Origin of the sequence: Microbacterium aerolatum, from assembly GCF_007988825.1 — a bacterium.
Classification (GTDB): Bacteria; Actinomycetota; Actinomycetes; order Actinomycetales; family Microbacteriaceae; genus Microbacterium; species Microbacterium aerolatum.
Window position 1 is genome coordinate 281,730 of record NZ_BJUW01000004.1, and the last position, 19,030, is coordinate 300,759.

Genomic DNA, 19,030 nt, shown 5'->3' on the forward strand with positions numbered 1-19,030 from the left:
GGTCGTTGAGCCGCTACTCGGTTCTGAGCCGTTACTCGGTCCCTGAGCCTGTCGAAGGGCCCGTCGCGCGCACAGCGGTGAGCCCGGACGCCACCGGACCGCGGGTCAGCACGTGCCCCCGCCGGAAGCCCAGCCGGGTCCACCGACCGGACACCGTGATCGGCACCTTTTCCTCGCCGGAGATGAATCCGAACGCGTGGGCGGCGAAAGCGACCCCGCGCGGCAGGCCGTGGAGGTCGTCGTCCGGCTCGCCCCAGATCGCGGCGCGCAGCGCGCGAACCGCCTCCTCACCTGATCCGGGCGTTGCGCCGCGTGCGACAGCGGAGATCCCCCACTGCGCGCGCTGAGCGATCACGGCGGCATCCAGCTCGCCCGTCGGCGTCCAACCGGAGCGAGGCGGGGCGACGCCGGCCCAAGCCGGCGACCGTCCGGTCTCGGGGAGCCGCAGCATCCGCTCGTCCTCGTCGCGGGACAGTTCGTCCACGACGATGTCGCACTGCAGCTCGGGGTCGGCGTGCACGATGCGCATCGCGAGGATCGTCGGGGTCTGATCGAACAAGCCCTGCGGTGCGAGGGCGGCAGCCGTCAGCGCCAGAACCCCGCCCACGGCCTGCAGCCTGACGCCGTCGTCGGCGACCTGGCCGGCCCGCCCCAGGAAGGTGAGCACGTCGCTCGCGGTGTCGGAATCGGCGAGGATGAGGCTGGGCTGCACGCGTTCTAAACTACCAAGGACGCGACCTGAGATCCCCGGGTGCAGTCTTCCACGAGCAGTGAGGAGCGCCATGAGCGCAGATGCCCCGGCCCAGACCTCCGTCGACAACCTGCTCGATGTGCTGGATCTCGACGAGAGTCAGGCCAGGACCACAGAGGACATCTTCACGGGCCGGTCGCACAGCATGCCCACCGGGCGCATCTACGGGGGCCAGGTGCTCGGGCAGTCGCTCCTGGCCGCCGAGCGGACGATGCCCGCGGACCGCGCGGTGCACTCGATGCACGGATACTTCCTGCGCCCCGGTGATTCTTCTCTGGGCGTCACGATCGCCGTCGATCGCATCCATGACGGCCGCTCATTCTCCACCCGCCGTGCCCAGGCGTACCAGAACGGCGTGCCGATCTTCTCGATGATCGCCTCGTTCCAGGACGAGGCACCCGGCGTGGAGCATGCCGAGCCGATGCCGGCAGACGTTCCGCAGCCGGAGGAGCTGGCCCCGGACGAGCGCCTCCTCGGCGGCGCGGACACTGGTGCGCTCCGGATGCTCAGCGAGCGCCCCGTCGACATGCGTCACGTGCAGACGCCGATCTACCTCGCGGCGGACGGCGATCGCGCTGCGAATCAGGCCGTGTGGATGCGGCTGCGCGCACCCATGCCGGACGACCAGCGTCTGCACCGTGCGGCCCTGGCCTACCTGAGCGACATGACCATCCAGGAGTCGATCCTGCGGGCGCACGGCCTCCACTGGTCGACCCCCGGTCTGCGGGTCGCCAGCCTCGACCACGCGATGTGGTGGCACCGTCCGGCACGCGTGGACGAGTGGATGCTGTACGTGCAGCAGTCCCCGAATGCCAGAGGCGGCCGGGGACTGGCGACCGGGCGCATCTACACGCGCGACGGCGTGCTCGCGGCCAGTGTCTCGCAGGAGATCATGATCCGCGTCCCCGAGGTGCGCTGACGCTACCTGCGGTGCGCGTAGGTGATCGGTTCGCCGAGGTACGGCGCCCACGCCCGGCGCATGTCGTCCCCGAGGCGGGTCGGGCGTCCGGTCGTCGCGTCGACCAGGACCACTACCGCCGTGGAGCGCGCGTACAGGACGCGCTCCTCGTTCGAGGGATCGTTGTACACCTCGTAGCAGACGTCGACGCTCGATCCGCCGATCTTCCCGAACCACATCTGCACCTCGAGCGGACGCCGCTGGTACGGCACCGGCTCGAAGTACTCGATCTCCTGGCGGGCGATGAGGGTGAGGATGCCCTGCTCGATGCCGGATGCCAGCACCGCGGTCGCGGGTGCGTCCTCGCCCGGCTCCGCCTTCCAGAAGGCGCGCACGCGCGCTTCCTCGAGGAGCTTGAGCATCGAGGTGTTGTTGACGTGGTTGTACGCGTCCAGATCTCCCCACCGCACGTGGATGGGGAGATGCAGGCGTGCGCCGGCCTGTGAGCCTGTCGAAGGGTCAGTCACGAGTGAGCTTGCGGTGCGTCGAACGGTGCGGGTTCGCTGCATCCGGGCCGAGACGCTCGATCTTGTTCTTCTCGTACGCCTCGAAGTTCCCCTCGAACCAGTGCCACTGCGCGGGGTTCTCATCGGTGCCCTCGTACGCGAGGATGTGCGTCGCGATGCGGTCGAGGAACCAGCGGTCGTGGGTGATGACGACGGCGCAGCCGGGGAACTCGAGCAGCGCGTTCTCGAGCGAGCTCAGGGTCTCGATGTCGAGGTCGTTGGTGGGCTCGTCGAGGAGCAGCAGGTTGCCGCCCTCCTTGAGCGTCAGGGCGAGGTTCAGCCGGTTGCGCTCACCACCGGAGAGCACGCCCGCCTTCTTCTGCTGGTCCGGTCCCTTGAAGCCGAACTTCGAAACGTAGGCACGAGACGGGATCTCGGTCTTGCCGACCGTGATGAAGTCGAGGCCGTCCGAGACGACCTCCCAGAGGTTCTTGTTCGGGTCGATGTTCGCGCGGGACTGGTCGACGTAGCTGATCTTGACCGTGTCGCCGATCTTCAGGTCTCCACCGTCGAGCGGCTCGAGACCGACGATCGTCTTGAACAGTGTCGTCTTGCCCACGCCGTTGGCGCCGATGATGCCGACGATGCCGTTCGGCGGCAGGTTGAAGCTCAGTCCGTCGATCAGGACGCGGTCGCCGAAGCCCTTCTTCAGGTTCTTCGCATCGATCACGACGTTTCCGAGACGGGGGCCCGCGGGGATCTGGATCTCCTCGAAGTCGAGCTTCCTGGTGCGCTCGGCCTCGGCAGCCATCTCCTCGTAGCGGGCCAGACGCGCCTTCGACTTGGTCTGGCGGCCCTTGGCGCTGGAGCGGACCCACTCGAGCTCGTCCTTGAGGCGCTTGGCGAGCTTGGCGTCCTTCTTGCCCTGGATGTCGAGGCGCTCGGCCTTCTTCTCCAAGTAGGTGGAGTAGTTGCCCTCGTAGCCGATCAGGCGACCGCGGTCGACCTCCGCGATCCACTCCGCGACGTTGTCGAGGAAGTACCGGTCGTGGGTGATGGCGATGACGGCACCCTTGTACGCCTGCAGGTGCTGCTCGAGCCACAGCACGCTCTCGGCGTCGAGGTGGTTGGTGGGCTCGTCGAGCAGCAGCAGATCCGGCTTCTGGAGCAGGAGCTTGGCGAGTGCGACGCGGCGCTTCTCACCGCCGGAGAGCGGCGCGATGGCGGCATCCCCGGGAGGAGTGCGCAGCGCGTCCATCGCCTGCTCGAGCTGCGAGTCGAGGTCCCAGCCGTCTGCGGCGTCGATCTCCTCCTGCAGCACGCCCATCTCGGCGAGCAGCGTGTCGAAGTCGGCATCCGGGTCGGCCATCTGCGCCGAGATCTCGTTGAAACGGTCGAGCTTCGCCTTGATGGCGACGCCCTCCTGGATGTTCTCCAGCACCGTCTTGGTCTCATCGAGCTCGGGCTCCTGCATGAGGATGCCGACGCTGAAGCCCGGCGTGAGCTTCGCCTCGCCGTTGGACGGCTGGTCGAGACCGGCCATGATCTTGAGGATCGTCGACTTACCGGCACCGTTCGGGCCGACCATGCCGATCTTCGCTCCTGGGAGGAAGGACATCGTCACGTCGTCGAGGATGAGCTTCTCGCCCACTGCCTTGCGTGCACGAACCATCGAGTAGATGTACTCAGCCACCGAGAACCGCTCCTTATGTTGGCGTCGAGAATCGACTCTCCAGCCTACCGGCTGCGCGTCACCAATCGATCGGCCTGGTCTCACCGACCAGGCAGCGACCCTCTGCGAGCTGATCCATCACCATCGTGACCGGCTCCCCCGTCGACGGTCCGACCTGCCCCACCAGGCACGCGTCGTCGCCCCATCGGACCGAGAACTGCATGCTCTCGACGGCGTTCCCGACGGTCGTGAGGTCCTGTGTGACCTGCATGTCGTCCTTGGCGAAGCCTGCTGCGACGAGCGCATCGATGTACGCCCTGCCGGACGAGCTCCCTGACTCCGCCCATACCTTGACGGTGACGGCTTCGAACAGCGGCAGGTTGTCCTCGGCGGTTCCGTCGGGATGCAGCACCGGGCCTTCCTGCGTCGGGCTCGGTTCCGGCGACGCGGTCTCAGACGCCGTCGACTCGGGTGTCGGCGACGGCTCTGGTGCCGGCGCGCAGGCCGTCAGACACAGCACGACGATCGCCAGCGCCCCGACTGTGACGCGCGAACCGAAAGCGGGGAGTCGACGAGGCACGCTCCGATCCTACGGGCGCGCCTCGCCGCCCGCTCGCGCGAGCTCACCCCGGGCGAAGGTGCCGTGCGCCTCCGCGGATTCAGTCACCCGTCGTCCATACCTCCCCGGCGAACGCAGGCTCCGGTGACGGCGCGGCCGACGAGCCGGAGAAGGGGTCATCGTCGGCGTCCGCTTCAGAGCCCTGGTGGGTCTCGGTGCCGGCGTCCACGGGCACCTGGGCGGGTGTCGCCGTACGCGCCTTCGCGAACGCGCTGGCACCCCAGCGCAGGTCGTGGCCGATCGCGTCGGCGTCGATGTCTGCGCTCAGCCCCTTCTTGCCCCCGCTCTCCCACTCGCGCAGCTTCAGCCGTCCGGTGACGATCACGCCGTCGCCGGTGTGCAGGGACGCCTTCGCGTGCTCGGCCAGCTGGCGGAACGCTGAGACGTTGTACCAGTTGGTGCCGGTCTCGATCCAGGTCTGGGTCTTCTGGTCGAAGCGCCGCTGCGGGCTCGCGACCCGGAAGTTCACGACCGGCACTCCGGTCGTCGTCTCGCTGCGGTTCGGATCGCCGCCGACGCGGCCGAGGATCGTCACGGTGTCGTTCATTTCAGTCTCCTTGGTGTGCCGGGGCTGACCCGGGTGATCCCAGAGTGCTCCGCATGAACGACACGGATGGCCCGCGAAACCGCGTCCGGTGGAGAACTCACCTAGTGCCCAGGTCAGTGGAGGAAAAGAGGTCCGAGAGCAGCCCCGAGCGAATGTCGGTGGTCGGCCATATCTTCGAATCGAAAGGAGAATCCGATGTCAGATCCTCATCTCGCCCTCACCCCCGAAGTCCCCTTTGCGGCACCTCGCCTCATCTCTAAGCGCGAACGGCTGGTGCGCGCATCGGATCATCTCTGGCGGGTGCAGGACGCCGCGGGCCGCATCCTCGGTCACCTGCGCATCGTGGCCGATCCGCTGGGCCTGCGCTACCGCGCCGAACGCCTTCACGTGGCCACTGGCACTTTCCGCCTCGTCGGCAGTTTCTGGCAGCCCGATGACGCCGTGCAAGCTCTGCGGAACGGATGAAGCGCCCCCGGCAGGGTTCGAACCTGCGACCAACGGCTTAGAAGACCGATGCTCTTCCACTGAGCTACGGAGGCGTGCACGTCTACGGTAGCAGGGGCGATGTCCGTGCATTCACTAGAATGAGGGCATGGTATCTGCGTCCGAGAACGACCGCCTCGTCTGGATCGACTGCGAGATGACGGGCCTCGACCTCTCGGTCGACGAACTCGTCGAGATCGCCGTCGTCATCACCGATTTCGAGCTGCGTGCCGTCGACCCGGGATTCCAGATCGTCATCAAGCCCAGCGACGCCGCGCTCGCCAACATGAACGACTTCGTCACCGCGATGCACACGAGTTCCGGCCTGATCGAGGAGATCCCGCTCGGCGTCTCACTCGCCGACGCCGAAGCGCAGACCCTCGAGTACATCAAGCGGTTCGTGCCGCTCGAGCGCAAGGCTCCGCTCGCCGGCAACACGATCGGCACCGACCGGATGTTCCTCGCCAAGTACATGCCGCAGATCGACCAGTGGCTGCACTACCGCAATGTCGACGTCTCGAGCATCAAAGAACTCTCCCGCCGCTGGTACCCCCGCGTCTTCTTCCAGGCACCGGCGAAGGACGGCGGACATCGCGCCCTCGCCGACATTCTCGAGTCGATTCGCGAGCTGCAGTATTACCGCCAGGCGGTGTTCGTCGCGGAGCCCGGTCCGTCGAGCGACGAAGCGCGTGCGATCGCTGAGCGCACGGTGTCATCGTTCGCCTCAGACGTGTAATAGACTTGTCTGGTTGCCTGCTCAGGTAGGCGCATGGTGGCTATAGCTCAGCTGGTAGAGCACCGCGTTGTGGTCGCGGGGGTCGCGGGTTCAAGCCCCGTTAGCCACCCACAGTGATGAGGGCCGAGTCGCACGACTCGGCCCTCTCTTTCTCCCTAGGATCGTTCCGTGGCACTGACCGTCTGGCTCTCCCTGCTCACAGCATCCGTCGTCATCAGCTTCACTCCCGGAGCCGGCGCCATCAACACGATGTCGAACGCGCTCGCACACGGCTGGCGACGCTCCGTCTGGGGAGTGATCGGACAGCAGCTCGCGCTGATCGTTCACGTCGTCATCGTCGCCGCAGGTGTCGGGCTGCTCGTCTCCCGCTCGCCCGTGCTGTTCGACATCGTCCGCTACACCGGTGCCGCATACCTGGCCTTCCTCGGCATCCGGATGATCCTCGCGCGCGTGCCGGAGCCAGCGGCATCCGATGGCATCGCTCCGCCTCGCGAAGGCCGATTCTCGATGATCCGTCGCGGCTTCTGGGTGAACGTCCTCAACCCGAAGGCGATCGTGTTCTTCCTCGCCTTCGTGCCGCAGTTCATCCGCCTCGACGAGCCCGCCCTCCCTCAGTACCTGATCCTGATCGGAACCGTGATCACCGTCGACGTCATCGTGATGTGGGGATTCTTCGCGACGGCCGCCCGCCCGTTCCGCGCACTCACCCGCACCCGCCGCGGCGTCCGCATCATCAACATCATCTTCGGCTCGCTGTTCCTGCTCGTCGCCGGCCTGCTGCTGTTCGTCCACTAGCCGCACAGGAGCCGTAGGCTGGACCGTGATGGAGATGGATGCCTCGGCCTTCGAAGAACTCGTCGTGGACGAGCTCGACCGGCTCCCCGACGAGATGGTCGAGGGGCTCGAGAACGTCGTCTTCGTCGTCGAGGATCGTCCGGAGGACGGCACACTCGACCTGCTCGGACTGTACGACGGCCTCGCGCTCACCGAGCGCGGGCAGTACGGCATGGGCGAACTGCCCGACCGGATCATCGTCTATCGCGAGCCGCACCTCGCCCACGTCGAAGACGAGGACGCGCTCCGCGACGAGGTGCACACCACACTCGTCCATGAGATCGCGCACTTCTTCGGACTGGACGACGAGCAGCTGCACGAACTGGGGTGGGCATGAGCACGCCGATCTCGACACCCGACCTGGACGAGGTCGTCGACCTGCAGGCCGCTCCGCTCGAACCATGGCAGGTCGTGGTCTGGAACGACCCGGTGAACCTGATGAGCTACGTGGTCCGGGTCTTCCGCACCTACTTCGGCTACTCGACCGAGCACGCGACGACGCTGATGCTCGCCGTTCACCACGACGGCCACGCGATCGTCGCCAGCGGTCCGCGCGAGACGATGGAGGTGCACGCGCAGGCGATGCATGACTACGGACTCTGGGCGACGGTTCGAAAGGCACCACAATGAACGCGCGCGAAATCCGGCTTCGTCTCGCCCCGATCGAGGGGCTGCACCTCGCGGGACTCGTCCAGCAGTTGGCCGAGATCATCGCAGCCGCCGACGATTCCCCCGATCCCGGCGTCGCGCGACTGACGCCGAGCCCGTATCCCGAGGATGCCGAGGCCGCCGCGGAGTTCGTCACGGCCACACGCGATGACCTGCTCGATCGGCGCACCGCTGACGCCGCCGTCGTCGGTCGCGCCCTGGACGTGTTCGCCGGGGACGACACCTCCGTCCCGGACGATGACACCGCGGACCACATCGACGTCGTCATTCCTCCTGGCGAACTCGACGCATGGCTCCGAACGCTCACCGCGCTGCGCCTGGTGATCGCCACACGGCTCGACATCACAGACGACGACGAGAACCGCGATCCCGACGACCCACGGTTCGGGGTCTACGACTGGCTGGCGTTCCGCCTCGACGGGCTCATCGCGATAGCCGACGGCCTGGATGACATGCCGGAAGACGCCTGATCAGGGAAGGGCGACAGTCATGGTCGCCAGTTCCTGCGGCGCGTGCCGCTGGATGTGACGGTCTTCCTGCGCGGCCCAGCGGTCCCAGTGCGGACGGAATCCCTCGCCGTCACGCTCCAGCGCCCTGCGCTTGCGCGACGGGGTGGGCGATTCCACCCAGACGCGTACGTCGGCGAGCCGCGCCGACGCCGGGTTGAGCGCGCCGCACCCCTCGAGGATCACACCGAGCGCCGGCGTCACGGCGTGCGCTTCCGCTTCGGTCCCCAGTTCCCAGTCCCAGCGCCGCCAGGTGCTCAGGAGTCCGCGTGCGTGCGGACGCAGGATGTCATGGAGGGCTCGTTCGGCTCCGGCATCCAAGCCGTCCCAGCCCGGATACAGCGAGTCGAGTGCGATCAGCTGCGGACGTCCCGCGACCGGCCAGTTCGCCGCGACCATCCGCGAGAGCGTGGTCTTTCCCGCGCCGGCGCGGCCGTCGAAGAGCACGACAGGGTTGGATGCTTCGACCGCCCTGATCGCCTCGATGATGTCAGCGGCGGCACGTGTGAGCGCCTGCCCGAACGGGTCGCTACTTCTTGAGTGCACGGATCACGCGCGAGAGCGCACGTCCGGCGACCCAGACGAACGGAATGGCGACTGCGAGCAGCGCGACGATGTTGGGCTCGAACCGGAGTCCCTCCTCACGACGGACGTATACGCCGAGGGGAATGGAGACTCCCCCGCCGCCTCCGCCGCCGTTCTCGTCCTGATCGGCGCCGCCTCCGAAGCCGGCCCAGGTCAGCGCGACCGGAGTGATGCTGACCCCGTCGACGTCCTGCGGCTCGCCATAAGCGGCCTTCACGCCGAAGGAGGCGATCTGATTTCCGAGGTCCAGTGCGATGTTCGGCATGTGTCCACGGTACTCGACGAACGCGCACCACGGGAGGTCAATCGACGCCGTGATCCTTCGGGTGCCGCACGGCACCGCGCCCGTCGCCGCGACCGACGTGCCTGGCCCGCGTGATCGTGGCGTTGCCGAAGCGCGCCCTGGCATCGTCGAGCGCTCCTTCGACCTTGCGCCAGTGCTCATCGTCATCCCACAGCGCGAAGGCCGAGCTGCCGGCGGGGCGGAGCTTCTCGGCGCGCACTCCCACCAGACGTATCGGATCGCGTCGATCGATGGATTCATAGAGGTTCTGCGCAGCCTCGCCGATCCGCTGCCCGACGGAGGTGGGTTCTGCGAGCGTCTGGGACCGGCTCAGCGTCGTGAAATCGTCGAAGCGGATCTTGATCGCGACTGTGGCGCACTCCCAGTCGGCGCGGCGCAGACGCACAGCAACGCGGTCTGCCAGACGCAGAAGCTCGGCGCGCAGGAACTCGCGATCCGTGATGTCGACGTCGAACGTCTCCTCATGGCCCACGCTCTTCTCGACGCGTTCGGTCTCGACGGCGCGGGCATCCTCACCGCGTGCGAGCTGAGCGATGCGTGCGCCGAGGGCTGGGCCGACGGCGCGGTCGAGCATCTCCTGCGGCGAATCCCGGATGTCGCCGATCGTGCGGATGCCGCGCGCCTCGAGCGCCTCGGATGCCTTCGGCCCCACTCCCCACATCGCACGCACCGATCGCGGGGCGAGGAAGTCGAGCGTATCGGCGGCCGCGACGATCAGCAGCCCGTCGGGCTTCGAGAGCGTCGACGCCATCTTTGCGACGTGCTTCGTGGCGGCCACTCCCACGCTGCATGTGATGCCGACCTCGGCCTGCACCCGCTCGCGCACCAGCCGCGCGATCTCACCGGGGCTCCCCCACAACCGCCGGACGCCCTGCACGTCGAGGAACGCCTCGTCCACCGACAGCGGCTCGACCATCGGGGTGATCGACTCGAAGACAGCCATCACCTGCTTCGACACAGCCTGGTACCGGTCGAAGTGCGGCATGACGATCTTCGCGGTCGGGCACAGACGCAACGCCTGCCCGACCGGCATCGCGGCGCGCACGCCGTACCGCCGGGCTTCGTACGACGCACTGGAGACGACAGAGCGGCCGTCCGGAGCACCGATGATCAGAGGCAGGCCGCGCAGCGACGGGTCGTCCATCACCTCGACGGCGGCATAGAAGGCATCCATGTCGACGTGCAGGATGCGCGTACCCGTGTCGTCCGCACCGTCGGGTGAGACGATGCGGCCACGTCCGTCACCGCGCCCCATGCATCCATTCTCCCCGAGGTCACCGACATCCGCCGAACAGTCCGGGGTCCGAAACGACGAATGTCGGACCGATCACGCGGATCGATCCGACATTCGTGCTCGCGGCCCCCGAAGTGTCGCGGGCCGGACGGCTACTGGGCCGCTCGTTCCAGGATCAGCTCGCGCACGCGCGCAGCATCCGCCTGCCCCTTCATGGCCTTCATGACAGCGCCGATGATCGCACCGGCGGCCTGCACCTTGCCGTCCTTGATCTTCGCCATCACGTCGGGCTGCGCAGCAAGCGCCTCGTCGATCGCCGCGATGAGCGCACCGTCGTCGGAGACGACCGCGAGTCCGCGGGAATCCACGACCTCCTGCGGCGTGCCCTCACCCGCGATGACGCCCTCGAGTACCTGGCGGGCGAGCTTGTCCGTGAGTGTGCCGTCGTCGACGAGCCTCTGCAGGGCAGCGACGTTCTCCGGGGCGATCAGCTCGACAGCATCCTTGTCCTGCGCGTTCGCGAGGCGGGAGATCTCACCGGTCCACCACTTGCGCGCCGCGGCGGGCGTGGTGCCCGCGGCGATCGTCGCCTCGACGACATCGACCAGGTCGCTGTTGCGCACGTCCTGGTACTCGAGGTCGGTGAATCCCCACTCCGTCTTCAGCCGGCGGCGACGGGCGACCGGCTGCTCGGGCAGAGCCGCACGCAGCTCTTCGATCAGCTCGGCGGCGGGCTGCACGGGCAGCAGGTCCGGCTCGGGGAAGTAGCGGTAGTCATCGGCATCCGACTTGGGGCGACCGGGCGAGGTCGTGCCGGTGTCCTCGTGCCAATGACGGGTCTCCTGGATGATCTTTCCGCCGTCTGCGAGGATCTGTGCCTGGCGCTGGATCTCGTGACGCACCGCACGCTCGACCGAACGCATGGAGTTGACGTTCTTCGTCTCGGTGCGGGTGCCGAGCGGTGCCGGCTCCTCGCCCTCTGCGACCCGGGGCCGCAGCGACACGTTCGCGTCACAGCGCAGGTTGCCGCGCTCGAGACGCGCCTCGGAGATGCCGAGGCTGCGCACGATGTCGCGGATCGTCGACACGTAGGCCTTGGCCACCTCGGGCGCGCGGTGGTCGGTGCCGAAGATCGTCTTGGTGACGATCTCGACGAGCGGGACGCCGGCGCGGTTGTAGTCGACCAGCGAGTACTCGGCGCCCTGGATGCGACCGGTCGCTCCGCCCATGTGGGTGAGCTTTCCGGCATCCTCCTCCATGTGCGCGCGCTCGATCGGCACGGTCACGAGCGTGCCGTCCTCGAGCTCGACCTCGACGGATCCCTCGTACGCGATCGGCTCGTCGTACTGCGAGATCTGGTAGTTCTTGCCGAGATCCGGGTAGAAGTAGTTCTTCCGAGCGAAGCGGCTGGACTCCGCGATCGAGCAGTCCAGGGCGAGACCGAGGCTGATCGACGACCGGATCGCCGTCTCGTTCACGGTCGGCATGGCCCCGGGCAGACCGAGGTCGACCGGCGCGATGAGCGTGTTGGGCTCGGCGGCGTGATACTTCTCGTTCGCCGGGTTCGGCGCATCCGAGAACATCTTCGTGTTGGTGTTGAGCTCGACGTGCACTTCGAAACCGAGCACGGGCTCGAACAGCTCGAGCGCCCGCTCGAAATCCATCAGCTTGGCTGCGGCGGCCATCAGCGGTTCCCTCCTGCGAGCTGGGGTGCGCGTGTGAGCAGCGGGGCTCCCCACGAGTCGACGAGTGCGGTCTCGAGCGCCGCGCCGACGCGGTACAGACGGGCGTCCTCGCGTGCCGGGGCGAGGAACTGGATGCCGACCGGCAGACCGTCGTCGTCCGCGAGGCCCGAGGGGATCGAGATGCCGGGGACGCCGGCCAGGTTCGCCGGAATCGTCGTGACGTCGTTCAGGTACATCTGCAGCGGATCGTCGATCCGCTCACCGATCTTGAACGCCGTGGTCGGTGCCGAGGGCGTCGCGATGACATCGACCTGCTCGAATGCGCGATCGAAGTCCTGCTGGATGAGCGTTCGGACCTTCTGGGCGCTGCCGTAGTACGCGTCGTAGTAGCCCGCCGACAGCGCGTAGGTGCCGAGGATGATGCGGCGCTTCACCTCGTCGCCGAAGCCGGCGTCGCGCGTCGCGGACATGACGTCCTCGACGGTCGGGTTGCCGTCCGGGGTGACACGCAGGCCGAAGCGCACCGAGTCGAACTTCGCCAGGTTGCTGGACGCCTCTGCGGGCAGGATCAGGTAGTACGCGGCCACGCCGTACTCGAAGTGCGGCGTGGAGATCTCGACGATCTCGGCGCCGTTCGCCTCGAGCAGGTCGAGGGAGGCGCGGAAGGATGCCGCGACGCCGGGCTGGAAGCCCGAGTCCGGAAGCTCCTTGATCACGCCGACCTTGAGCCCCTTCAGCACGTCTCCGCGCGCGCCCTCACGGGCGGCATCCGCGAACGACGGCCAGGCGTCGGTGAGCGAGGTGGAGTCCCTGGGATCGTGACCGGCGATCACGTCGTGCAGGAGTCCGGAGTCGAGCACGGTACGAGTGACGGGGCCGACCTGGTCGAGGCTGGATGCCAGGGCGATCGCGCCGTAGCGGCTCACTCCGCCGTAGGTCGGCTTCACGCCGACCGTTCCTGTGACGTGGGCGGGCTGACGGATCGATCCGCCGGTGTCGGAGCCGAGCGCGAGGGGCGCCTCGTAGGCTGCCACCGCGGCGGCCGAACCGCCGCCGGAGCCGCCGGGGATACGGTCGAGGTCCCACGGGTTGCGGGTCGGGCCGTATGCGGAGTGCTCGGTGGACGATCCCATCGCGAACTCGTCCATGTTGGTCTTGCCGAGCGGCACGAGCCCTGCGGCGCGCGAACGCGCCACGACGGTCGCGTCGTAGGGCGACATGTAGCCCTCGAGGATCTTCGATCCGCTGGTGGTGGGCTGGTCGGTGGTGACCAGGACGTCCTTGATGGCCAGCGGAACACCCGCGAGCGGGTGCAGCTGCTCACCCGCTGCACGGGAGGCATCGATCGCATCTGCGGCGGCGAGTGCGCCCTCGTTCACGTGCAGGAAGGCGTGCACGTCGCTGTCGACGGCTGCGATGCGATCGAGGTACGCCTGAGTGGCCTCGCGGCTGGACACCTCGCCGGAGGCGAGCTTGTCGGCGAGGTCGGCGGCAGTCAGCCGGATGATGTCGCTCACTGCTCTTCCCCCAGGATCGCGGTGACGCGGAATCGGCCGTCCGCGGCATCCGGTGCGTTCTGCAGCACCTGCTCGTGGGTGAGCGTCTCGCCGACCTCGTCGGGACGGAAGACGTTCGCGAGCGGGATCGGGTGACTCGTCGCCGCGATGTCGGGGGTCGCGACCTGCGAGACCTTCGCGATGTTGTCGACGATGGCGTCGAGCTGGCCCGTGAGCAGCGTCACCTCGTCGTCGTTCAGCTGGATGCGCGCGAGCACGCCGAGATGGCGCACAAGATCAGGGGTGATTTCAGACACCCGTCCAGTCTAGTTGGCGCTCTGCGGGAGACCCGCCGACGATCGCAATAGGCTGGCAGCATGACGACGTACGATCCCCCTCGTCCCTGGATCTCCAGCTATGCGGACGGGGTGCCGGAGGACCTTCCACCCGTCAGCGGCTCGCTCATCGACATCGTCGCGGCGTCCGCGCGTGACTTCCCGGATGCGCCCGCGCTGGAGTTCTTCGGCCAGGAGATGACGTACGCGCAGTTGCAGGCGGCTATCGACCGGGCGGCAGCCGGTCTGCACGCCCTCGGCGTCCGCTCAGGCGACCCGGTGGCGATCGTGCTGCCGAACTGTCCGCAGCACATCATCGCCTTCTACGCCGTGCTGCGCCTGGGCGCCGTCGTGGTCGAGCACAATCCGCTGTACACACCTCGCGAGCTGCGCAAGCAGTTCGAGGATCACGGCGCCAAGCACGCCATCGTGTGGAGCAAGGTCGTGAAGACCGTGCAGGAGTTCCCGCGCGATCTCGCGGTGACCTCACTGATCTCGGTCGACGTCACCAGGGCCATGCCGCTCATGACCCGGTTCGCTCTCCGACTCCCCGTCGCGAAGGCGCGGGAATCGCGCGCGGCGCTCACCGAGAAGGTGCGCGGCGCGATCGCCTGGGAGCAAGTCGTCGGCAGTGAGCCGCTTCCGGCATCCCACCCCAAGCCTGCCCCCGAAGATCTCGCGATCATCCAGTACACCTCCGGCACGACAGGCATCCCCAAGGGCGCGTCTCTCACGCATCGCAACCTGCTCGCGAACGCTGCGCAGGCCAAGGCGTGGGTGCCCTCCATCCAGCGCGGCAAGGGGTGCGTCGTGTACGCGGTCCTGCCGATGTTTCACGCATACGGGCTCACGCTGTGTCTGACGTTCGCGATGTCGATGGGCGCGCGACTGGTGCTGTTCCCCAAGTTCGACCCCGACCTGGTGCTCGATGTCGTGAAGAAGCACCCGCCGACGTTCCTGCCGCTCGTGCCGCCGATCGCCGAGCGACTGCTCGCGGCCGCGAAGGCGAAGGGCATCTCGCTCGCCGGAACCGAGATCGCGATCTCGGGCGCCATGGCCCTGCCGCACGAGCTCGTCGTGCCGTTCGAAGAGGCCAGCGGCGGGTACCTCGTCGAGGGATACGGCCTCAGTGAGTGCTCCCCCGTGCTGATGGCGAACCCGGTGGCCGCGAACCGCGTGGCCGGCACGGTCGGTCTGCCGCTGCCCGGCACGGAGTGCCGCGTCGTCGACCCGGACAACCCGACGCAGGACGTAGAACCGGGCGCCCCCGGCGAGCTCGTCGTGCGCGGACCGCAGGTGTTCTCCGGCTACTACGGCAAGCCGGAGGCCACGGAGGAAGCGTTCGTGGACGGCTGGTATCGCACTGGTGACATCGTCACGATCGACGAGGCCGGCTTCGTGCGGATCGTCGACCGCATCAAGGAGCTCATCATCACCGGCGGGTTCAACGTCTCCCCGACCGAGGTGGAGAACGCGCTGCGCCAGCATCCGTCCATCGCCGACGTCGCGGTCGTCGGTCTGCCGGGCGGACGCTCCGGCGAGGAGGTCGTCGCCGCGGTCGTGCTCGATGCCGGCGCAGAGCTGGATGAAGAGGCGATCCGCTCGTTCGCGCGGGAGATCATGACGCCGTACAAGGTGCCGCGCCGGCTCTTCGTGGTGGACGAGCTGCCGAAGTCGCTGATCGGAAAGGTGCTCCGGCGCCAGGTCAAGGAGAAGATCCTCGCGCTCACCGGCGCCGACTGAGAGTGCGTCTTCACAGGCAACGAGGCCGCGCGGGCGCTACCTTTAGGTAGTGACCCCTGAAGACGCACCCCAGAACGAGCCCGCCGACGAATCCCCCGCCACTCCCGGATTCGAGGAGCTCGGCATCACCGGGCCCGTCCTGAAGGCGATCCGCGACCTCGGCTACGAGACGCCCTCACCGATCCAGTCCGCAACGATCCCGACGCTCCTGGGCGGCCGTGACGTCGTCGGAATGGCTCAGACCGGAACCGGCAAGACCGCCGCGTTCGCGCTGCCGGTGCTCGAGCGCCTCGATGTCTCGCAGAAGACTCCTCAGGCGCTCGTCCTGGCCCCGACCCGTGAGCTCGCGCTCCAAGTGTGCGAGGCGTTCGAGTCGTACTCGGCGAAGATGAAGGGCGTGCACGTGCTGCCCGTCTACGGCGGTCAGGGCTACGGCGTGCAGCTGTCGGCGCTGCGCCGTGGCGTGCACGTGATCGTCGGCACGCCCGGCCGCATCATGGACCACCTCGCGAAGGGCACCCTCGACCTCTCCGAGCTGAAGTACCTCGTGCTCGACGAAGCAGACGAGATGCTGAAGATGGGCTTCGCCGAGGATGTCGAGCAGATCCTCGCGCAGACTCCGGAGGAGAAGCAGGTCGCGCTGTTCTCGGCCACCATGCCGGCGCAGATCCGTCGTCTGGCGCAGAAGTATCTGCGAGACGCCGAGGAGATCACGGTCAAGTCGAAGACCGCGACCAACACGAACATCACCCAGCGCTACCTCGTCGTCTCGTACCAGCAGAAGGTCGACGCCCTCACGCGCATCCTCGAGGTCGAGAACTTCGACGGGATGATCGTGTTCGTCCGCACGAAGAACGAGACCGAGACGCTCGCCGAGAAGCTGCGTGCGCGCGGATACTCCGCGGCCGCCATCAACGGCGACGTCCCGCAGGTGCAGCGCGAGCGGAGCGTGAACCAGCTCAAGGAGAGCAAGCTCGACATCCTGGTCGCCACCGATGTCGCCGCTCGCGGCCTGGATGTGGAACGCATCAGCCACGTCGTCAACTTCGACATCCCCACCGACACCGAGTCGTACGTGCACCGCATCGGCCGCACCGGCCGTGCCGGACGCACCGGCGACGCGATCAGCTTCATCACGCCGCGCGAGCGCTACCTGCTCAAAAGCATCGAGAAGGCGACGCGTCAGGCGCCGACGCAGATGCAGCTGCCGACCACCGAGGACGTCAACACCACACGCCTGGCGAGGTTCGACAGCGCTATCACCGCTGCGCTCTCCGAGACCGCGCGTATCGAGGCGTTCCGTGACATCGTCGCCCACTACGTGCGCAACAACGATGTGCCCGAGTCGGATGTCGCGGCCGCTCTGGCCGTCGTCGCGCAGGGAGCGACACCGCTCCTGCTCGACCCGGAGAACGACCCGCTGACCGTCGCCGTCGAGCGCGACAACCGTCCGCGCAACGACCGGGACCGTCCGGCGCGCGAGCCGCGGGAGCGCCGCGGGCGCGGTGACTACGCCCCGTACCGCATCGAGGTCGGCCGTCGTCATCGAGTCGAGCCGCGCCAGATCGTCGGCGCGCTGGCGAACGAGGGCGGTCTCGGCCGTGACGACTTCGGTGCGATCAAGATCAACCCGGACTTCTCGATCGTCGAGCTCCCCGCGAACATGGATTCGTCAGTGCTCGACAAGCTCAAGAACACCCGCATCTCGGGCCAGCTGATCGAGATCAAGCCCGATCGCGGCGCACCCGGTCGCCGCAACGCCGGATCGCGCGACGGTGGCTACGAGCGCCGCGACCGCCCGTCGCGCGACGACAAGCCGTTCCGCAAGCCCCGCCACAAGGGCTGATCCCGCGAGACGGGGTTTGCAGCACGAGACGGTGGTTCCTCCCGCCGGTCTCGTGCCAGAAACCTCGTCTCATGCCGTGAGCGTGCGGCATGCTGGACGCATGAGGTCAGTGCGAGTCACCGTGCACGGACGCGTGCAGGGCGTGGGGTTCCGCTGGTTCGTGCAGGATGCTGCGCAGGCGCACGGTGTCGCGGGCTGGGTGCGCAACCGCCGAGACGGCACGGTCGAGGCCGAGCTTCATGGCGCGGATGCCGATGTGCAGGCCGTCCTCGACCTGCTGGCGCAGGGCCCGGCCGGCGCCCAGGTCACCGAGGTGGCCGTGAGCGAGGCGGTCCCTGCGTCGTCGAGCGGCTTCGAGATACGTGGCACGGCCTGAGCGCACGAGACGAGGTCTGTCGCACGAGACCGCGGGTTCCAGCCCCCGTTTCGTGCTGCAAACCTCGTCTCGCGGTCGCGGCGCGGCTCAGGAGTCGAGCGCGGCGGGACCCTCGGTCACGAGGATGCGGAACTGGGCGGCATCCAGAATGCGGATGCCGAGTTCCTCGGCCTTCCCGAGCTTCGAGCCCGCTCCGGGGCCCGCAGCCACGAAATCGGTCTTCTTCGAGACGCTCGAGGCCGCCTTGCCGCCGGCCTGGATGATCGCCTCCTGCGCGCCCTCGCGCGTGTAGCCCTCGAGCGACCCCGTCGCCACGACGGTGAGCCCCTCCAGCACTCCGCCCGCGGCGACGCCGGCTCCGGGGCCGGGGTGCCCGGGAGTGGCCCACTGCACACCGGCTGCTGCCCACTGCTCGACGATGTCGACGTGCCAGTCGATCTCGAACCAGTCGCGCAGCGAGTCGGCGATGATGCCGCCGACGCCCTCGACGGCGGCGAGCTCCTCACGCGACGCGGCGCGGATCGCGTCGAGTGAACCGAACCACTGCGCGAGAGCCCGAGCGGCGACGGGGCCGACGTGGCGGATGTTCAATGCGACCAGCAGCCGCCACAGGTCCTTGGTCTTGGCCTTCTCGAGCTCGGCGAGCAGCGTCTGCGCCTGCGATGACGGCTGGGGACCGTCGATACCCTGCTTCTTCTCGGCCGCCGTCGGGTTGCGCCGGAACGGCGACCGCGTCTTCACGACGCCGTCCTCGTCCTCCTTGGGGAGCCCTGTCTCGGCGTCCTTCACGACGACCTGGATGGGCACGATCTGCTCGAGCGTCAGGGTGAACAGCCCCGCTTCGGTGTCGAGCGGCGGCGCGGCCGGCATGCTCGGCTGCGTGAGCGCGGCGGCCGTCACCTCTCCCAGCGCCTCGACGTCGAGGGCGCCGCGCGATCCGATGTGCTCGACACGGCCGCGCACCTGTGCGGGGCACGAGCGCGCATTCGGGCAGCGCAGGTCGATGTCGCCCTCCTTCATCGCGCGCAGCGGAGTGCCGCACTCGGGGCAGTTCTCGGGCATCACGAACTCGCGCTCGGTGCCGTCGCGGCGCTCGACCACCGGACCGAGCACCTCGGGGATGACATCGCCCGCCTTGCGCAGCACGACCGTGTCGCCGATCAGCACGCCCTTGGCCTTGACGACGCCCTTGTTGTGCAGCGTCG

The 19,030-nt window shown here is 68.1% G+C and carries 22 protein-coding genes and 2 tRNA genes; 11 read left to right on the forward strand and 13 right to left on the reverse strand.

The window, feature by feature from the left end; genetic code table 11:
• Nucleotides 1-31 precede the first annotated feature (31 nt).
• The gene (locus MAE01_RS06775; RefSeq protein WP_147038783.1) at nucleotides 32-712 is read right to left on the reverse strand and encodes a DUF8185 domain-containing protein; all 681 of its coding nucleotides are present in this window, start codon (nucleotides 710-712) and stop codon (nucleotides 32-34) included.
• Between the two features lie 70 nt (nucleotides 713-782).
• Here MAE01_RS06775 and MAE01_RS06780 point away from each other — a divergent pair, with 70 nt between their 5' ends.
• Nucleotides 783-1,670, forward strand: coding sequence for an acyl-CoA thioesterase (locus MAE01_RS06780; RefSeq protein WP_147038784.1), 888 nt, complete (start codon nucleotides 783-785; stop codon nucleotides 1,668-1,670).
• A gap of 2 nt (nucleotides 1,671-1,672) precedes the next feature.
• Here MAE01_RS06780 and MAE01_RS06785 read toward each other — a convergent pair whose 3' ends face one another.
• The 4 genes from MAE01_RS06785 to MAE01_RS06800 form a co-directional block, all read right to left on the reverse strand.
• A complete protein-coding gene (locus tag MAE01_RS06785) occupies nucleotides 1,673-2,176 on the reverse strand; it encodes an acyl-CoA thioesterase (protein WP_229718178.1) in 504 nt (167 codons plus the stop codon).
• Nucleotides 2,169-3,848, reverse strand: a complete 1,680-nt coding sequence (ettA, locus tag MAE01_RS06790; RefSeq protein ID WP_147038786.1) for an energy-dependent translational throttle protein EttA — start codon at nucleotides 3,846-3,848, stop codon at nucleotides 2,169-2,171. Before ettA ends, MAE01_RS06785 begins: the two co-directional genes overlap by 8 nt.
• Nucleotides 3,849-3,906: 58 nt before the next feature.
• On the reverse strand, nucleotides 3,907-4,407 hold the full coding sequence (locus tag MAE01_RS06795; RefSeq protein WP_147038787.1) for a DUF6993 domain-containing protein: 501 nt from the start codon (nucleotides 4,405-4,407) through the stop codon (nucleotides 3,907-3,909).
• A 79-nt stretch (nucleotides 4,408-4,486) separates the two neighbouring features.
• A complete protein-coding gene (locus MAE01_RS06800; protein ID WP_147038788.1) occupies nucleotides 4,487-4,993 on the reverse strand; it encodes a single-stranded DNA-binding protein in 507 nt (168 codons plus the stop codon).
• Between the two features lie 195 nt (nucleotides 4,994-5,188).
• Between MAE01_RS06800 and MAE01_RS06805 the strand changes: the two genes are divergently transcribed.
• Nucleotides 5,189-5,458 (forward strand): hypothetical protein, encoded by a 270-nt coding sequence (locus MAE01_RS06805; protein WP_147038789.1) that lies wholly within the window; start codon nucleotides 5,189-5,191, stop codon nucleotides 5,456-5,458.
• A 2-nt stretch (nucleotides 5,459-5,460) separates the two neighbouring features.
• Here the strand turns inward: MAE01_RS06805 and MAE01_RS06810 are convergent.
• A tRNA-Arg gene (locus MAE01_RS06810) sits at nucleotides 5,461-5,532 on the reverse strand.
• A gap of 53 nt (nucleotides 5,533-5,585) precedes the next feature.
• Here MAE01_RS06810 and orn point away from each other — a divergent pair.
• The 6 genes from orn to MAE01_RS06840 all read left to right on the forward strand — a co-directional run bounded on the left by orn (nucleotide 5,586) and on the right by MAE01_RS06840 (nucleotide 8,185).
• On the forward strand, nucleotides 5,586-6,212 hold the full coding sequence (gene orn, locus MAE01_RS06815) for an oligoribonuclease (protein ID WP_147038790.1): 627 nt from the start codon (nucleotides 5,586-5,588) through the stop codon (nucleotides 6,210-6,212).
• Nucleotides 6,213-6,248: 36 nt separating this feature from the next.
• Nucleotides 6,249-6,321, forward strand: a tRNA-His gene (locus tag MAE01_RS06820).
• Nucleotides 6,322-6,380: 59 nt separating this feature from the next.
• The gene (locus MAE01_RS06825; protein ID WP_147038791.1) at nucleotides 6,381-7,007 is read left to right on the forward strand and encodes a LysE family transporter; all 627 of its coding nucleotides are present in this window, start codon (nucleotides 6,381-6,383) and stop codon (nucleotides 7,005-7,007) included.
• Nucleotides 7,008-7,035: 28 nt separating this feature from the next.
• On the forward strand, nucleotides 7,036-7,383 hold the full coding sequence (locus MAE01_RS06830; protein ID WP_147038792.1) for a metallopeptidase family protein: 348 nt from the start codon (nucleotides 7,036-7,038) through the stop codon (nucleotides 7,381-7,383).
• A complete protein-coding gene (clpS, locus tag MAE01_RS06835; protein WP_147038793.1) occupies nucleotides 7,380-7,676 on the forward strand; it encodes an ATP-dependent Clp protease adapter ClpS in 297 nt (98 codons plus the stop codon). The genes MAE01_RS06830 and clpS overlap by 4 nt, the downstream gene beginning before the upstream one ends.
• Nucleotides 7,673-8,185: a DUF2017 family protein gene (locus MAE01_RS06840; protein ID WP_147038794.1), complete on the forward strand. Its 513-nt coding sequence runs from the start codon at nucleotides 7,673-7,675 to the stop codon at nucleotides 8,183-8,185. The genes clpS and MAE01_RS06840 overlap by 4 nt, the downstream gene beginning before the upstream one ends.
• Here MAE01_RS06840 and MAE01_RS06845 read toward each other — a convergent pair whose 3' ends face one another.
• The 6 genes from MAE01_RS06845 to gatC all read right to left on the reverse strand — a co-directional run bounded on the left by MAE01_RS06845 (nucleotide 8,186) and on the right by gatC (nucleotide 13,842).
• Nucleotides 8,186-8,767, reverse strand: a complete 582-nt coding sequence (locus MAE01_RS06845) for a nucleoside/nucleotide kinase family protein (RefSeq protein WP_147038795.1) — start codon at nucleotides 8,765-8,767, stop codon at nucleotides 8,186-8,188.
• Nucleotides 8,751-9,071: a hypothetical protein gene (locus MAE01_RS06850; RefSeq protein WP_147038796.1), complete on the reverse strand. Its 321-nt coding sequence runs from the start codon at nucleotides 9,069-9,071 to the stop codon at nucleotides 8,751-8,753. Before MAE01_RS06850 ends, MAE01_RS06845 begins: the two co-directional genes overlap by 17 nt.
• Nucleotides 9,072-9,108: 37 nt before the next feature.
• Complete coding sequence (gene dinB / locus MAE01_RS06855; RefSeq protein ID WP_147038797.1) at nucleotides 9,109-10,365, reverse strand: DNA polymerase IV; 1,257 nt, start codon at nucleotides 10,363-10,365, stop codon at nucleotides 9,109-9,111.
• 131 nt (nucleotides 10,366-10,496) lie between these two features.
• Nucleotides 10,497-12,029, reverse strand: a complete 1,533-nt coding sequence (gene gatB, locus MAE01_RS06860) for an Asp-tRNA(Asn)/Glu-tRNA(Gln) amidotransferase subunit GatB (protein ID WP_147038798.1) — start codon at nucleotides 12,027-12,029, stop codon at nucleotides 10,497-10,499.
• Nucleotides 12,029-13,546: an Asp-tRNA(Asn)/Glu-tRNA(Gln) amidotransferase subunit GatA gene (gene gatA / locus MAE01_RS06865; protein WP_147038799.1), complete on the reverse strand. Its 1,518-nt coding sequence runs from the start codon at nucleotides 13,544-13,546 to the stop codon at nucleotides 12,029-12,031. The genes gatB and gatA overlap by 1 nt, the downstream gene beginning before the upstream one ends.
• A complete protein-coding gene (gatC, locus tag MAE01_RS06870) occupies nucleotides 13,543-13,842 on the reverse strand; it encodes an Asp-tRNA(Asn)/Glu-tRNA(Gln) amidotransferase subunit GatC (RefSeq protein WP_147038800.1) in 300 nt (99 codons plus the stop codon). Before gatC ends, gatA begins: the two co-directional genes overlap by 4 nt.
• A 60-nt stretch (nucleotides 13,843-13,902) precedes the next feature.
• On the opposite strand from gatC, the gene MAE01_RS06875 reads away from it, so the two are divergent.
• From MAE01_RS06875 to MAE01_RS06885, 3 genes are all read left to right on the forward strand, one after another.
• Nucleotides 13,903-15,603, forward strand: a complete 1,701-nt coding sequence (locus tag MAE01_RS06875; protein WP_147038801.1) for a long-chain-fatty-acid--CoA ligase — start codon at nucleotides 13,903-13,905, stop codon at nucleotides 15,601-15,603.
• Between the two features lie 49 nt (nucleotides 15,604-15,652).
• Nucleotides 15,653-17,449, forward strand: a complete 1,797-nt coding sequence (locus MAE01_RS06880) for a DEAD/DEAH box helicase (RefSeq protein WP_147038802.1) — start codon at nucleotides 15,653-15,655, stop codon at nucleotides 17,447-17,449.
• A 100-nt stretch (nucleotides 17,450-17,549) separates the two neighbouring features.
• The gene (locus MAE01_RS06885; protein ID WP_147038803.1) at nucleotides 17,550-17,825 is read left to right on the forward strand and encodes an acylphosphatase; all 276 of its coding nucleotides are present in this window, start codon (nucleotides 17,550-17,552) and stop codon (nucleotides 17,823-17,825) included.
• A gap of 87 nt (nucleotides 17,826-17,912) precedes the next feature.
• On the opposite strand, the gene MAE01_RS06890 is transcribed toward MAE01_RS06885, so the two are convergent.
• Nucleotides 17,913-19,030, reverse strand: a 1,118-nt coding sequence (locus MAE01_RS06890; protein WP_233442697.1) for a helix-hairpin-helix domain-containing protein, incomplete at its 5' end; no start/stop codon positions are given.